Below are 15,270 nucleotides of genomic sequence, written 5' to 3' on the forward strand. Positions count from 1 at the left end.
TGTCTTTACAATAAAGACAATTATTGGATACTAGCCACTTGTTACCAACCCTTAATAGCACCACCCTGAAATTGTTTTTCAGCGGCAGCTTCTACTTCTGGTGATTGATAGGCTTTAACAAAGTTTTTTACTTTTTCAGTGTCTTTATTGTCTTCACGTGAAACAATCAGGTTGACATAAGGAGAGTCTTTGTCTTCTACAAAAATGCCATCCCGATAAGCGGACAAGCCAATTTGGGCTGCAAAGGTATTGTTAATAATGGCAACTGTGACGTTCTGGTCGTCTAGGGCACGGGTTAATTGCGGAGCCTCGAGTTCAAGTATTTTAAGATTTCGAGGATTATCGACGATATCTGCAAGTGTGGGCAATAGACCCACGCCGTCTTTTAATGTAACAAGACCGACATTCTCCATCAACAAAAGAGAGCGCCCGCCATTTGTGCGATCATTCGGAATGATAACCGTACTTCCGTCTTGAAGCTCATCAAGGCTCTCGATCTTTTTTGAATAGCCTGCGAGCGGATAAACGAAGGTATTGCCAACGATAGCGAGGTTATAGCCTCGCTGTTCGGCTTGAACTTCTAAATAAGGTTTGTTTTGGAAGGCATTGGCATCGATATCTCCTTGTTGCAGGGCCTCATTTGGCATGACGTAGTCGTTGAACTGAACCAATTCTACTTCAAGGCCATATTGTTCTTTGGCAACTTCCTTGGCTACTTTGGCAATTTCATATTCAGGACCGCTCTGCACACCGACACGGATGTGGTTCGGGTCATCGGGTGTATTGTTACCGCCGCAGCTAAGCAAACTGAAAACTGCTATTGCGATGATGGTGGCTGATGTTAAAAAATGCTTTTTCATGGTGCCAAAGATAACTATAAAATAGATAGAGATTCAGGGATTTTACGATTCGTTAATATAGTCCTAATGGTAATGTAATATCAAAAACAAATTAAAAAAAACTATATTCGACGCCATAAAAAAACATAATAAAACTTAAAATCTAATGAGAAAGCGCGTTACCATTTTAACTTTCGGTCTTTTATTGTTTCACTTCGCTTCGTTTGCTCAAGAAATAGCGAAAGGGGTCGTCTTTGAGGATATTAATAAAAATGGAGTTAAAGAAAGAAGAGAAAAGGGAATAGCCGGTGTTTCGGTGACCAATGGTGTTCAGGTAGTGCAAACTGATAACAAAGGAAGGTATGAACTGCCTGTCGGGAGTGATAATATTATCGCTGTAATTAAGCCGGGTGACTATAATGTACGCGCAAACGAAGATCAGCTGCCTCAATTTTTCTATATACATAAACCACACGGATCGCCGGAATTAGAATATGCCGGTGTGGAACCTACGGGTGATCTACCTAAATCGATTGATTTCCCGTTGGTGAAAAATGAAGTGGGTGAAAATTTCAAGATGATCTTATTCGGGGATCCACAGGTATATACGGAAGAGGAGGTTGCCTATTACAAAAAAGCCGTTGTGGAGGAACTTCGCGGTGTCGAAGGTTATGAGTTTGGAATGAGCCTGGGCGATTTAGTGGGTAACAGACCGGACTTGTTCAATCCGTATATTGCTGCAACGAAAGAAATTGGCACACCATGGTACAACGTGATGGGAAACCATGATATCAATTTCGATGTGGAGGTTGACTCCCTGTCAGATGAGTCATACGAAGCTCATTTTGGCCCTGCAAACTATGCTTTCAATCATGGTAAGGTGCATTTTATAGTCTTGGATGATATTATTTATCCGGATCCGCGAGATGGAAAAGGTTATTGGGGTGGATTGAATGATCAACAGCTGGCTTTTATCGAGAATGACTTGCGCTTTGTGCCAAAAGACTATCTGGTCGTGTTAGCTTTTCATATTCCGATTTCCAACGATGCTGGCTTCCGTCCGGAAAGTCGTGCTCGTTTGTTCGAGATTTTGAAAGATTTTCCACATACTCTGTCGCTTTCTGCTCATACGCATAAGCAATCGCATTTTATGATGGGATCAGACAAAGGGTGGTTGCAAGAAAATCCACATCATCATTTTAATTCCGGAACCACTTCGGGTAACTGGTACAGTGGTCGGATTAATGAAGTAGGAGTGCCGGTTTCGATGATGGCTGATGGCACGCCGAAGGGCTATTCGTTTATTAGTTTCGACGGGAATGACTATACGATTGATTATAAAGTTGTAGGCGAGCCCGAAGAACATCAGATCGGTATTTATGCACCGAAGGTGACGGCTGCAGGTATTAAAGGGGCGATCAGTATTTATGCTAACTTTTATATGGGGAAAGACGGTGATGAAGTAATGGTACGGATTGGGGATGGGGAATGGAAGCCGATGAACCGGGTGGAGGAATACGATCCTACATTTGTTGCTGAGCGTGTGCTGTGGGATTTGACGGAAGAGGTGTTGGAAGGTAGAAAGCCTGGTAACCCCGGTATTAGCAACCATTTATGGAAATTCAACCTGCCCAATAACAAACTGACAAAAGGTGTTTACCCGATTGAGGTTAGGGCCACTGATATGTTTGGACGAACCTTTACGGAGAAAAGTTTGATCCGGGTTGAGTAAACGGCTCATCGATCTCACTATTTAAGCTCACAAGCGGGATGATTTGAGCTTGAGCTAAGATAAGAGCTTATAATTCGTAGTCTATCAATTGGGTAATAAACTTGGGTGCTGTGATAAACCTAGCGGTGCTGAGTAGGTGGTAGGAACTTATTATCGATGATCGAAGTATTTTGATAGTCTGTCTCCGATAAATTGGATAATAAACACTAAGACGACCAATGCTACAAGGACGGTGTTCATAATAAGCACGTCGTAACCCACATAGCCATATTGGTAACCGATTTGCCCGAGTCCGCCGGCACCCACTGCGCCACCCATTGCTGAGTAACCTACCAGTGCGATCAATGAGATACTGGCTGAATTGATAAGAGAAGGAAGAGCTTCAGGTAAAAGGACCTTGCGAACAATCTGTGTGGGTGTGGCACCCATGGCCCGAGCTGCTTCTACCAGTCCGTTAGGTACTTCGATCAAACTGTTTTCAACCATCCGCGCAATAAAAGGTGCGATACCGATACTTAATGGAACCAAGGCTGCCTCAACGCCAATCGAGGTGCCGACAACCATGCGGGTGAAGGGGATCATCCAGACAATGAGGATGATGAAAGGGATGGCGCGAAAGATGTTGACTAGGGTAGAAATGGTGTTGTTGAACTTTCTGTTTTCGAGTATTTGTCCGCGACGGGTTAGAAAAAGTAGAATTCCGGTGGGCAGACCCATCAGGAAGCCGAAGAATCCTGACACAAAAGTCATGACAATGGTTTCCCAAGTGCCTTCAAGAAGTAGATAAATCATTGACTCAGACATAACCTAATACCTCCACTTTAATGTGTTTGCTTTTGTAATATTCAATCGCTTGGGCAATGTTTTCTGCTGTTCCGCTTACTTCAACGACCATCGCACCGAATTGGACATCACCTGCGTACTCGATCTGAGCAAAGATGATGTTGTTGTCAAGAAGAAACCTTCTGCTTGCTTCCGACATCGCTGGTTCGTTAACTGATTCACCTGTAAATTCAAGCTTTAGCAGGGGCTTCGTTCCATTATGTGCGGGATCATCCAGTTTTTCCTGAAATTTTATTGGGATATTGACCTTCAGCGTCGAAGCGATAAACTCTCTGGTCAGCTCAGATTTGGGATGGGCGAAGATATCACTAACACTTCCTTGTTCAATGAGCTTCCCTTGACTGATCACAGCAACCTCATCGCAAATGCTCTTCACAACATCCATTTCGTGGGTGATAAGTAAGATGGTGATACCAAGTTGCTGGTTAATGTCCTTCAGAAGCTTGAGGATGGATTCTGTCGTTGCCGGATCAAGGGCACTCGTAGCTTCATCACATAGAAGCACGCGCGGTTTGTTGGCTAAGGTTCGGGCGATAGCTACACGCTGCTTTTGTCCGCCCGATAGGTTGGCCGGATATTCATGTTGCTTGTCTTCAAGACCCACCAGTTTTAAGAGATCATGGACTCGTGCCTTGATAGCTTCCCGCGGTGTTCTGCTCAGTTCTAATGGGAAGGCGATATTGTCAAAAACCGTTCTTGAAGATAGTAAGTTAAAATGCTGAAAGATCATGCCGATCTGTCTGCGCTCTTTCGCAAGCTGCGAAGACGAAAGTTGCATCAGATCAACACCGTTAACCTGAACCATGCCGGAATCTGGTCTTTCAAGCAGGTTTACGCAACGGATCAATGTGCTTTTGCCGGCTCCTGAGGCGCCGATTACACCAAAGATCTTGCCCTTCGGAACTTCTAAACTGACATTGTCCAGCGCGGTAATCCTTTGACGTTTCTGTTGAAAGTGCTTGCTTATATTATTGAGCTTAATCATATTGCGATGCAAAAGTAAGGAAAATCAGTTACTCATTTTAAAATTTGTAAATTGCGGAAAATCAGAAATAGTATGACGTTTTTTAAAGAAGTTGACTCTTCGAAAGAGTTCATTGAGTTGGAAAATAAATACGGAGCACATAATTATCACCCACTCCCGGTGGTGTTAAATAAGGGTGAAGGTGTTTTTGTGTGGGATGTAGAAGGGAAGAAATATTATGATTTTCTTTCGGCCTATTCGGCGGTTAATCAAGGGCATTGTCACCCTAAGATTATCAATGCGATGGTGGAGCAGGCGAAGACACTTACGCTGACTTCGCGTGCTTTCTTTAATGATAAGTTGGGGCCGTTTGAGAAGTTTGTGACGGAATATTTTGGTTTCGATAAGGTGCTGCCGATGAATACAGGTGCGGAAGCAGTGGAAACAGCTTTGAAGATTTGCCGGAAATGGGCTTATGAGAAAAAGAAGATAGACGAGGCTCAAGCACAGATTATTGTGTGCGAGAATAATTTTCACGGACGAACGACTACCGTTATTTCTTTTTCGAACGACGAGAATGCCCGTAAGAACTTTGGCCCTTATACTCCTGGCTTTATTAAGATTCCATATGATGACATTCATGCATTGGAGAAGGCGCTGGAAGGGAATGCAAACGTGGCCGGTTTCTTGGTTGAACCTATACAGGGTGAAGCGGGAGTTTATGTCCCTACGCAAGGCTACCTAAAAAGAGCGAAAGAATTGTGTGAGCAACACAATGTGTTGTTTATTGCTGATGAGGTGCAAACAGGAATTGCAAGGACGGGCAAGTTACTTGCTGTTGAGCATGAAGATGTGAAACCGGATATCTTAATCTTAGGTAAAGCAATTTCAGGTGGGGTGTATCCGGTATCAGCTGTCTTAGCGAATGATCCGATCATGGAGGTTATTAAGCCTGGGCAGCATGGTTCAACCTTTGGGGGGAATCCGGTTGCCGCAGCGGTTGCTGTAGCCGCTCTACAGGTCATAGAAGAAGAAAATCTGGCCGAAAACGCCGAAAGACTGGGTCAATTGCTGAGAGAGAAACTGAATGACTATATCGTCGGAAGTAGTTTGGTGGCTATGGTTCGGGGTAAAGGCTTGTTGAACGCCATTGTAATCAATGATACAGAGGAGAGCGAAACTGCCTACAATATTTGTCTGGCTTTGCGGGATAATGGATTGCTGGCCAAACCTACGCACGGCAATATCATCCGCTTTGCTCCGCCATTAATTATTACAGAGGAACAACTTTTGGATTGTGCAAACATTATCGTCGAAACATTGAAAACCTTCGAGAAATAGGTAACTTCGAGAAGCCGATAAAGAGAATTTGTGTCTCGGTTTCAGGCCCCCGCGTTGAGGGCGATATTGAGAGACAATTCTCTTGTGTTCATCATTTTTCGCAGGTTATTAATTGCGTAACGCATGCGACCCAAGGCTGTGTTGATGCTGACGCCGGTGATCTCTGCAATGTCGCGGAAGCTCATCTCGCAGTAATGGCGCATAATCAGTACTTCTTTTTGTGAATCCGGAAGACGGTGGATTAAGGAACGGAGATCCTTATGCGTCTGTTCTTTTAACAGGCGGTCTTCAATACTTTCATCATAAAAATGAAGGACATCAAAGATGTCAAAGCCTTCGTTATTGGTGATGATCGGCGTACGTTTCTCTTTTCGGAAATAGTCAATCACTAAGTTATGGGCAATGCGGATAACCCAAGGCAGGAACTTTCCTTCTTCATTGTATTTTCCTCTTTTAAGGGTTTTGATAACCTTGATAAAGGTATCCTGGAAAAGATCTTCTGCGAGATGCGCGTCTTTTACCAATAAAAAAATGGAGGTGTATATTTTTGCCTTATGGCGGTTTATGAGTTCCTCTAAGCCGTTTTCATTGCCACGGATATAGAGATGGATAAGTTGTTGATCAGTCTGTGTGTGTAGAACCATACTACTTTTTGTGCTTTTTGTTGTTAAAAAGTAAAATAAAGTAGTAGCTTGTTTCTTTATCGTATCTGCTCGTTAACGTTTTCGCATTAAATGTGCTAATTGATTAACAATTCAAAAAAAGACATTTTTTTTAATATAACAAAGAATAATCTTTAAAATAATAGGTTGTGCTACAGATTCGTTATTTTTGTAGCAATCGGTCGTTCAGTACTGAACTTCTGCCGAATCAAGTGATTTTATGACTTTAAATACTATAGAAAGCCCAAAATCCCATGTTTTGATCAAGGGTGCAAGGGTGCATAATCTTAAGAATATTGATGTATCATTTCCGAAGAACAAGCTTGTTGTTGTAACAGGGATGTCGGGGTCTGGCAAATCGTCTTTGGCATTTGACACGCTATATGCTGAAGGGCGGCGGCGCTACATAGAGAGCCTTTCCTCGTATGCTCGACAGTTTATGGGGCGAATGAATAAACCTGAAGTTGATTATATCAAGGGAATTGCTCCGGCAATTGCGATTGAGCAAAAGGTAATTACCAGTAATCCGCGATCAACTGTTGGTACCTCTACGGAAATTTACGATTATTTAAAATTGCTTTTTGCTAGAATTGGAAAAACAATTTCTCCGATATCGGGCGAGGAGGTCCAGAAGGATACGGTGAGTTCCGTTGTGAATTTTATGGTTTCGCAGCCTGAAGATACTGTACTGACCATTTATAGCCCGCTGATTCCGCATAATGAGCGAACGCTGAAAGAAGAGCTTTCAGTTTTGCTTCAAAAGGGCTATGTGCGTATCAAGTGGAAAGGGGATTTGGTGAAGGTAGAGGATTTGTTGGAGACGAAAGGTTTACCGAATAAAAAAGTGGGCCATGATGAAGTTTTTGTCGTAGTGGACCGAATCCGGGTAGATGGTGAAGAGGAAACCATGAGTCGGATGGCAGATTCGGTGCAAACAGCTTTCTTTGAGGGAAAAGGAAAGTGTATCGTCGAGTTTAATGGTGAGGAGCATACCTTCAGTGATTTATTCGAGCGTGATGGGATGATGTTTGAAGAGCCCACGCCGAATTTCTTTAGTTTTAATAACCCTTATGGAGCTTGCCCTCGCTGTGAAGGTTATGGGAAGGTGATTGGTATTGATCCTGATCTGGTGATTCCTGATAAGAGTAAATCTGTCTACGATGGTGCTATTGCTCCTTGGCGCGGTGTAAAAATGGGAGTCTGGTTAAAGAAGTTGATCGATAATGCGTTGAAGTTTGATTTTCCAATCCACCGAGCCTATGAGGATCTGAATGAAGAGCAGAAAGAATTGTTGTGGACGGGGAATAAGCATTTTAAAGGGCTCAATGCATTTTTTAAAGATCTGGAGGAGCATACGTATAAGATACAGTACCGGGTAATGCTATCGAGATATAGGGGAAAAACAGACTGCCCCGAATGTAAGGGATCTCGGTTGAGGAAGGATGCGGCTTATGTGACAATCAATGGGATGTCGATTGTTGATTTGGTTCTTTTGCCGATTGATCGCAGTCTTGAGTTTTTTGAGAAACTGGAGCTTTCCGAAACAGAAAGTAAGATTGCGAAGCGACTGCTGACAGAAATAACCAATCGCTTACGTTTTTTGACCAATGTAGGTTTGTCGTATTTGACATTGAACCGTTTGTCAAATACGCTCTCAGGTGGAGAGTCGCAGCGTATCAACTTGGCAACTTCGTTGGGGAGTTCACTTGTAGGGTCTATCTATGTGCTGGATGAGCCCAGCATTGGTTTGCATCCGCGAGATACAAATCAGTTGATCTCTGTCCTGAGATCACTCCGTGATATTGGAAATTCAGTAGTAGTAGTCGAACACGAGCAGGAGATGATGCAGGCTGCTGACTATATTATCGATATAGGTCCTGAAGCGGGTTCACATGGGGGTGAATTGGTTTATGCAGGTGATTACGAAGGGATTATTGAGTCGGACGAAAGTTATACAGGTCGTTATCTGAGCGGTAAGGAGGAAATTGAGATCCCTGATTATCGGAGGAAGTGGAATGCCTATGTCCAGGTTCAGGGTGCACGGCAGAATAACTTGAAGAATATCGACGTTAAATTTCCGCTTGGTGTTTTTACGGTCGTAACGGGCGTCTCTGGTTCAGGTAAGACTTCTTTGGTTAAACAAATACTGTATCCGGCTTTGCAGAAAGTGATCGGTGGATATGCTAATGAAAAAACAGGTTTGTTCAATGAGCTTGGTGGCGATTATAAGCAGGTTGAACGAGTTGAATTAATTGATCAGAATCCCATCGGTCGTTCTTCACGATCAAACCCGGTTACCTACGTGAAGGCTTGGGATGAGATTCGCGCGCTCTATGCAGGTTTGCCGGCTGCAAAAGCCATGGGGTTAAAACCGGCTTCATTTTCATTTAACGTGGACGGCGGCCGTTGCGACGTTTGCCAGGGAGAAGGGGAGATTAAAGTAGAAATGCAATTTATCGCCGACATCTTTCTTCCTTGTGAAGCTTGTAATGGAAAACGTTTTAAGCAGCACGTCATAGACGTGACTTATCAAGATAAATCGGTTAGTGATGTTCTTGATCTAACGGTTGACGAGGCAATCGACTTCTTCTCAGAGCAACCTAAAATTATTGCAAAATTGCAGCCATTGGCAGACGTGGGTTTGGGTTATGTCAAACTGGGACAGTCTTCAAATACCTTGTCAGGTGGTGAGGCTCAGCGAATTAAGCTGGCTTCTTTTCTGGTTAAGGGTAATCAAAGTAAGAATGCTGTGTTTATTTTCGATGAGCCGACAACCGGATTGCACTTTCATGATATCAAAAAGCTTTTGAAGTCGTTTAACGCTCTGTTAGAACAAGGTAATACCATTTTGGTTATTGAACACAATATGGATGTGATTAAATGTGCCGATTGGATCATCGATATTGGTCCGGAAGGAGGAGAGCGAGGAGGAGCGGTTGTTTTTGAGGGGGTTCCTGAAAATATTGTAAATTGCAAAGAGTCTTATACCGGGCAATACTTGGCCCCTTATTTTAAGTAACGAAGAAAGGAATCTGATGAGTATGTTAACAAAAAAATCCAAGTACGGGATCAAAGCCCTTATCTTTCTTGGGAAGAATTATGGCAAAGAGCCTGTGCAGATTATGAAAATTGCGACGGAAGAACAGATTCCGAAGAAATTTTTGGAGCAGATTCTGATTGAACTTCGGAACGCTGGACTTCTCTATAGTATTAAAGGGGCGAAAGGAGGGTATAGTTTGAACAAAGATCCCAAGGATATTCGGATGACGCAGGTTATCCGGCTATTGGACGGCCCTATTGCTTTATTGCCTTGTGTGAGTTTGAATTTCTATCGGAAATGTGATGAGTGTATTTCGGAGGAAATCTGTGGTATTAGGGACACTTTTGCTGAGGTCCGTGACGCGATGCTGCAGATTCTCAATGACACGAGCATTGCAGATATGATTGATCGGGAAAACTCTAGAATTCAAAACATATAAAATTTATTTGTCTGTAAATAAGCCTATTATAAGGGGCGTTGTTGTTTTTTTAAATAAAGTATACTAAATACATAGGAATTATGTATATCTTTGAATTATGAAAATCGTTGATATGAATTCATGGCTTAATATGATGTGTCTTCTTTGAGTAAAGAGGCTAAGCAATGGATGCATATATTGTGAAATAATTAGTAGGGCCTCTTTCAGTCAAGGGCCTTTTTTTTTGAATTATAATTTTGCCAAATGTTAAGTTTTCGAAGTGAACTAGAAAATCCTGTTGTAGAAAAGGAAATTATTGAACTAGATAAGAAAATTCGAATGTTCCGAGATGGAGAGCTCCATGAAGACAAATTTAAGAGTCTTCGTCTGGCTCGCGGAATTTACGGGCAAAGACAACCGGGGGTTCAAATGGTACGAATTAAACTTCCATTTGGACAGGCAAGTTTTAAGCAGTTGCTGAAAATTTCGGATGTCTCGGACGAATATGCGATCAAGAACCTTCATTTGACCACGCGTCAGGATATACAGATACACTTTGTTAGTCTTGACCGTACGCCAGAACTATGGGCAGAATTGGCTCAAGATGATATTACGCTTCGTGAGGCTTGTGGAAATACGGTGCGGAATGTGACTGCCTCGCCCGAAGCTGGGATAGACAAAGATGAACCTTTTGATGTTTCACCGTATGCGCGGGAGATGTTTGAATACCTGGTCCGTAATCCGATTTGTCAGGAGCTTGGTAGAAAGTTTAAATTGGGTTTTTCATCCAGTGAAAAAGATTCGGCATTTGCCTATATTCACGACATCGGTTTTGTGCCACAAATAAGGACGATAAATGGCGTGGAAGAACGTGGTTTTCGTGTTATGCTGGGTGGTGGACTTGGAGCACAGCCGATGGTGGGTTTCTTGGTTCACGATTTTCTTCATGAAGATCAAATTATTCCTTTTGCAGAAGCGGCGATACGGGTGTTTGGTCGACTTGGAGAGCGGAATAATCGTAATAAGGCGCGTTTTAAATATGTGATTCAGAAACTTGGCCTTGAAGCCGTTTTGGAGCTGATCGAACAGGAGTATCCGGCGCTGAAGTCAAAAACTTACAAAATAGACCGGAACAAGGTAAAAGCTCCGAACTTGCCATCTTATGAAGGTATTGCTGCCGAGGATGTTGAAGATCGATCGGCTTATGAGGTATGGCGAAAAACAAATGTTCACGAGCAGAAGCAAGAAGGATATTTTTCGGTGTATGTGAAAGTGCCCACCGGAGATATCAGTACCGCGAAAGCGCGAACCTTGATAGCTGGTTTGGAGGGCTACGCTGCTGATGAAGTCCGCGTTACCCAAAATCAGGGTCTTCTGTTAAAGTATATCAAAGAGGAAGGTTTGCCTCATGTTTATAATCTATTATGCGAGATTGACTTGGCATCGCCGGGTTTTGATAGTGTGGCTGATATTACCACTTGTCCCGGTACAGATACCTGTAACTTAGGTATTTCGAACAGTACGGAGATGGCAAGGGTATTGGAGAATCTGATTCTTACTGAATATTTTGATTTGGTCTATAATCGTGACCTTAAAATAAAGATCAGCGGATGTATGAACTCATGCGGTCAGCATAGTCTGGCACATATCGGTTTCCATGGAAGTTCATTGAAAGCCGGAAAGTCGGTCGTTCCCGCAGCGCAGGTGATGTTAGGGGGAGCGAAATTGGGCGGCGGATTTGGTCGGGCAGCTGACCGGGTAATCAAGGTGCCGTCGAAGCGGGTAACTCAAGTGTTAAGGGTGCTGATTGACGATTATCAAGAGCATGCAACTGAGGCTGAACTTTATCATGACTATTACGATCGTCAAACTAAAGATTATTTCTATCGATTATTGAAACCCTTGGCTGATCTTACTACAATTACGGAAGAAGAATTTGTGGATTGGGGCCAAAAAGAAAACTACCAGAAAGAGATTGGCATTGGTGAATGTGCGGGAGTAGTCATTGACTTGGTTGCTACGCTTCTGTTTGAGACGGAAGAGAAATTTATATGGGCAACAGAAAGCTTTGAGAATAAGGCCTGGGCCGATTCGATTTTCCATGCGTATAGCGTATTCATCAGCGGTGCAAAGGCACTGTTATTGGACAAAGGGGTTAACGGAAATTCGCATGTGTCGATTATCGATGGTTTCGATGAGCATTTTGTGAAAACGGGAGAGTTCCCTGTACGGGATAGCTTTTCGAATATTGTTTTACAGATTAAAGCGAATGAGCCAACGCAAGAATTTGCCAATGCATATTTGGAGGAAGCGAAAGAGTTTTATCAGGCGATTTCTCGGGTTAGAGATTTGGCCAGCATTACGGATTAGGATGACAAAGACATCAAAGATAACGCTTGTAGGTGCCGGCCCCGGAGGCACAGATTTAATAAGCTTGCGTGGATTAAAGGCTTTGGCTAAGGCAGACGTTGTATTATACGACGCGTTAGTTGATGAAGAGCTATTACAGTACTGCCCCCAAGCGGTTTGTAAAATATTTGTTGGGAAGCGAGCGAGCAATCATGCCTATAGACAGGAGGAGATCAATCAAATGCTGGTGGACTATGCATTGTCTCATGGTCATGTAGTTCGCCTAAAAGGAGGGGATCCTTTTGTTTTTGGTCGTGGTTTTGAAGAAATTGACTTTGCAAGGAAATTTGATATCCCGACGGAGGTTGTTCCTGGTATCTCGAGCGCAATCGGCGTTCCGGGCTTGTTGGGGATTCCTATTACAAATCGGGGTACGACGGAGAGTTTTTGGGTAATTACTGGGACGACGAGTAGAGGGGAGATTTCGAGAGATGTGTATGCGGCGGCTAAGACATCGGCGACTGTGGTGATTTTAATGGGGATTAAAAAGTTAGGGGAGATCGTGACTGTCTACAAAAAAGAGGGAAAAGGTGATTTGCCCATTGCTATTATACAAAATGGAGCAATGCCGGACGAGAAGATCGTGATGGGCGATATCTGCTCGATTGAAAAGAAAGCAGAAGAGTTGTATATTGGCTCGCCCGCTGTAATTGTCGTCGGAAATGTAGTCGCGTTGCATGAAGCATACAAAGAGAAAATAACAAATAATGAACTTGTTCATGTCTGAAACAGTGAAAAATAAGAAAACGGAAGTGAAGTCGAATGATCTCTTTCCTGTGTTTTTGAAACTTCAAAACTTTCATACTTTGCTGGTTGGCGCGGGGAATGTGGGTTTGGAAAAGTTGACAGCCTTAGTGAATAATACCCCGAAGGCGCGTATAAAAGTTGTCGCTACAGCTGTTTCGTCAGAATTTCAATCGCTAGCAGATCAGCATCCTCATGTAGTAATCGTAAAAAGACCATTTATCGAAGGTGATCTGGATGGGATGACTTTTGTAGTTTTGGCAACTGATGATCATCAATTGCATCAATATATTTATGAGCTGGCGAAAGAAAGAGGAATCTTGTTGAATGTTGCTGATACACCTGACCTGTGTGATGTCTATTTGGGATCGATTGTGAAAAAAGGGAATTTAAAGGTTGGTATATCAACGAATGGAAAATCGCCAACATTGGCGAAAAGACTGAAAGAGGTATTGAACGAATGTCTGCCTGAGGAGATTGAGGAAATATTGGATAACCTACACGCGATTCGAGAGTCGTTGAAAGGTGATTTTACTTACAAGGTTAGAAAGTTAAACGAACTGACAGCCGGATTAGTCGAGAACAAAGTTGTGAATCATGATGGTGAGGCATCCCAAATTAAGTAGATATGAGCCAAATAGAACATGTCGAGAAATTGATTAAAGGAAAACAACCCCAAGAGGTTTTAAGGGTGTTAGGTGAAGAATTTAGAGGTGAAATAGCTTTTTCAACGAGCTTTGGTTGGGAGGATCAGGTGATAACGGATATGATATTCTCAGAGGATCTGCCGATTGATGTTTTTACTCTGGATACGGGGCGGCTCTTTAAAGAAACATATTCGGTCTGGAATCGAGTAAGAGAACGGTATAAAAAAAATATATTGGTTTATTATCCGGATCGGGTAAGACTGGAGGCGATGTTAAGCGAAAAGGGGCCAAATAGCTTTTATGAGTCTGTAGAAAATAGAAAAGAGTGTTGTGGGATTCGGAAGGTTGAACCATTGAATCGGGCGCTGAAAGGAAAAAAAATATGGATTACAGGTATTCGGGCGGATCAGTCCGCGAATCGTGAACAGATGAATTGGGTGGAATGGGATGAAGTGCATCAGTTGATTAAGGTTCACCCAATATTCTTTTGGTCGCTGAACGATGTGAAAGATTATGTACGGGAGAATAATGTACCCTATAATGCCTTGCACGATAAAGGATTCCCAAGTATTGGTTGTGCGCCTTGTACACGGGCGATACAGCCAGGTGAAGATTTTCGTGCCGGTCGATGGTGGTGGGAAGATCAGAGTAAAAAAGAATGTGGACTTCACATAACGAGTGCTGCCTCTTAGTTGGTGTTATAAAGTAATAAATAAGTAGATACAATATAGAAGAATGGATTATTTAGATCATTTAGAAGCAGAAGCGATATCGATCCTAAGGGAAGTGGCCGGACAGTTTGAGAGACCCGCTCTCTTATTTTCTGGAGGGAAAGATTCAATTACGCTGGTGCATTTGGCAAAAAAGGCCTTTAGACCGGGTAAATTTCCTTTTCCTTTGGTACATATTGACACTGGACATAATTTCCCGGAAACAATTGAGTTTAGAGATAAACTAATCGAAGAACTAGGGGAAAAACTGGTTGTTGGTTTAGTACAAGATGCTATTGACGAAGGTCGGGCGGTTGAGCAAAAAGGCAAGAATGCCAGCAGAAATCCGCTGCAGACAGTAACACTATTGGAAACAATAGAAAAACATCAGTTTGATGCGTGTATCGGCGGGGCACGGAGAGATGAGGAAAAGGCAAGAGCAAAGGAACGTATTTTCTCGGTGAGGGATGAGTTTGGTCAATGGGATCCTAAAAGACAGCGTCCAGAGTTATGGAGTATTTTTAACGGACGTATTCAAAAGGGTGAAAATGTACGTGTATTCCCGATAAGTAACTGGACTGAACTGGATGTGTGGAATTACATAAAAAGAGAAAATATTGAAATCCCGTCGTTGTATTTTGCGCATGAACGCGACTGTATATTACGGAATGGTCAGTGGATGACTGCGGATCCGAGCCTGAATATGGATCATGAAGACCAAATTGTCAGGAAAAACGTACGCTTCAGAACGATCGGTGACATGACCTGTACCGCTGCAGTGGAGTCCGATAGAGCTGATATTGACGGAGTGATCGAGGAAATCAGCAGTTCGCGTATTTCTGAACGTGGTGCACGGATGGATGATAAGGTTTCAGAGGCAGCGATGGAGGACAGGAAAAAAGGTGGTTATTTTTAGGATAC

13 protein-coding genes are annotated in these 15,270 nt (G+C 42.9%); 9 read left to right on the plus strand and 4 right to left on the minus strand.

Annotation, left to right across the window (positions count from 1 at the left end; translation table 11 throughout):
- Positions 1-41: 41 nt before the first annotated feature.
- Positions 42-860, minus strand: a complete 819-nt coding sequence (metQ, locus tag D3P12_RS04610) for a methionine ABC transporter substrate-binding lipoprotein MetQ (RefSeq protein ID WP_118193898.1) — start codon at positions 858-860, stop codon at positions 42-44.
- A 145-nt stretch (positions 861-1,005) separates the two neighbouring features.
- On the opposite strand from metQ, the gene D3P12_RS04615 reads away from it, so the two are divergent.
- Positions 1,006-2,571, plus strand: coding sequence for a calcineurin-like phosphoesterase C-terminal domain-containing protein (locus D3P12_RS04615; protein ID WP_118193899.1), 1,566 nt, complete (start codon positions 1,006-1,008; stop codon positions 2,569-2,571).
- 150 nt (positions 2,572-2,721) lie between these two features.
- Here D3P12_RS04615 and metI read toward each other — a convergent pair whose 3' ends face one another.
- Together metI and metN are read right to left on the minus strand one after the other, a co-directional pair.
- A complete protein-coding gene (metI, locus tag D3P12_RS04620; RefSeq protein WP_118193900.1) occupies positions 2,722-3,375 on the minus strand; it encodes a methionine ABC transporter permease MetI in 654 nt (217 codons plus the stop codon).
- Complete coding sequence (metN, locus tag D3P12_RS04625; protein WP_118193901.1) at positions 3,368-4,399, minus strand: methionine ABC transporter ATP-binding protein MetN; 1,032 nt, start codon at positions 4,397-4,399, stop codon at positions 3,368-3,370. The genes metI and metN overlap by 8 nt, the downstream gene beginning before the upstream one ends.
- Positions 4,400-4,471: 72 nt before the next feature.
- Between metN and rocD the strand changes: the two genes are divergently transcribed.
- Positions 4,472-5,719 carry an ornithine--oxo-acid transaminase gene (rocD, locus tag D3P12_RS04630; protein WP_118193902.1) on the plus strand — a complete coding sequence of 416 codons (1,248 nt, stop codon included), beginning with the start codon at positions 4,472-4,474 and terminating at the stop codon, positions 5,717-5,719.
- A gap of 41 nt (positions 5,720-5,760) precedes the next feature.
- On the opposite strand, the gene D3P12_RS04635 is transcribed toward rocD, so the two are convergent.
- On the minus strand, positions 5,761-6,363 hold the full coding sequence (locus tag D3P12_RS04635; RefSeq protein WP_118193903.1) for an RNA polymerase sigma factor: 603 nt from the start codon (positions 6,361-6,363) through the stop codon (positions 5,761-5,763).
- A 238-nt stretch (positions 6,364-6,601) separates the two neighbouring features.
- Here D3P12_RS04635 and uvrA point away from each other — a divergent pair, with 238 nt between their 5' ends.
- The 7 genes from uvrA to cysD all read left to right on the plus strand — a co-directional run bounded on the left by uvrA (position 6,602) and on the right by cysD (position 15,265).
- A complete protein-coding gene (gene uvrA, locus D3P12_RS04640; RefSeq protein WP_118193904.1) occupies positions 6,602-9,400 on the plus strand; it encodes an excinuclease ABC subunit UvrA in 2,799 nt (932 codons plus the stop codon).
- A gap of 22 nt (positions 9,401-9,422) precedes the next feature.
- Positions 9,423-9,860 carry an RrF2 family transcriptional regulator gene (locus D3P12_RS04645; protein WP_118193905.1) on the plus strand — a complete coding sequence of 146 codons (438 nt, stop codon included), beginning with the start codon at positions 9,423-9,425 and terminating at the stop codon, positions 9,858-9,860.
- 243 nt (positions 9,861-10,103) lie between these two features.
- Positions 10,104-12,209: a HEPN domain-containing protein gene (locus D3P12_RS04650; protein ID WP_118193906.1), complete on the plus strand. Its 2,106-nt coding sequence runs from the start codon at positions 10,104-10,106 to the stop codon at positions 12,207-12,209.
- A gap of 1 nt (position 12,210) precedes the next feature.
- Positions 12,211-12,975 (plus strand): uroporphyrinogen-III C-methyltransferase, encoded by a 765-nt coding sequence (gene cobA, locus D3P12_RS04655; RefSeq protein WP_118193907.1) that lies wholly within the window; start codon positions 12,211-12,213, stop codon positions 12,973-12,975.
- A gap of 4 nt (positions 12,976-12,979) precedes the next feature.
- A complete protein-coding gene (locus D3P12_RS04660; RefSeq protein ID WP_245977388.1) occupies positions 12,980-13,618 on the plus strand; it encodes a precorrin-2 dehydrogenase/sirohydrochlorin ferrochelatase family protein in 639 nt (212 codons plus the stop codon).
- 2 nt (positions 13,619-13,620) lie between these two features.
- Complete coding sequence (locus D3P12_RS04665; RefSeq protein WP_118193909.1) at positions 13,621-14,331, plus strand: phosphoadenylyl-sulfate reductase; 711 nt, start codon at positions 13,621-13,623, stop codon at positions 14,329-14,331.
- Between the two features lie 43 nt (positions 14,332-14,374).
- Entirely contained in the window at positions 14,375-15,265 is an 891-nt protein-coding gene (cysD, locus tag D3P12_RS04670) for a sulfate adenylyltransferase subunit CysD (RefSeq protein ID WP_118193910.1), read from the plus strand.
- Positions 15,266-15,270: the final 5 nt, after the last annotated feature.

It is taken from the genome of Pedobacter indicus, assembly GCF_003449035.1.
In the GTDB taxonomy this organism is placed as follows: Bacteria; Bacteroidota; Bacteroidia; order Sphingobacteriales; family Sphingobacteriaceae; genus Albibacterium; species Albibacterium indicum.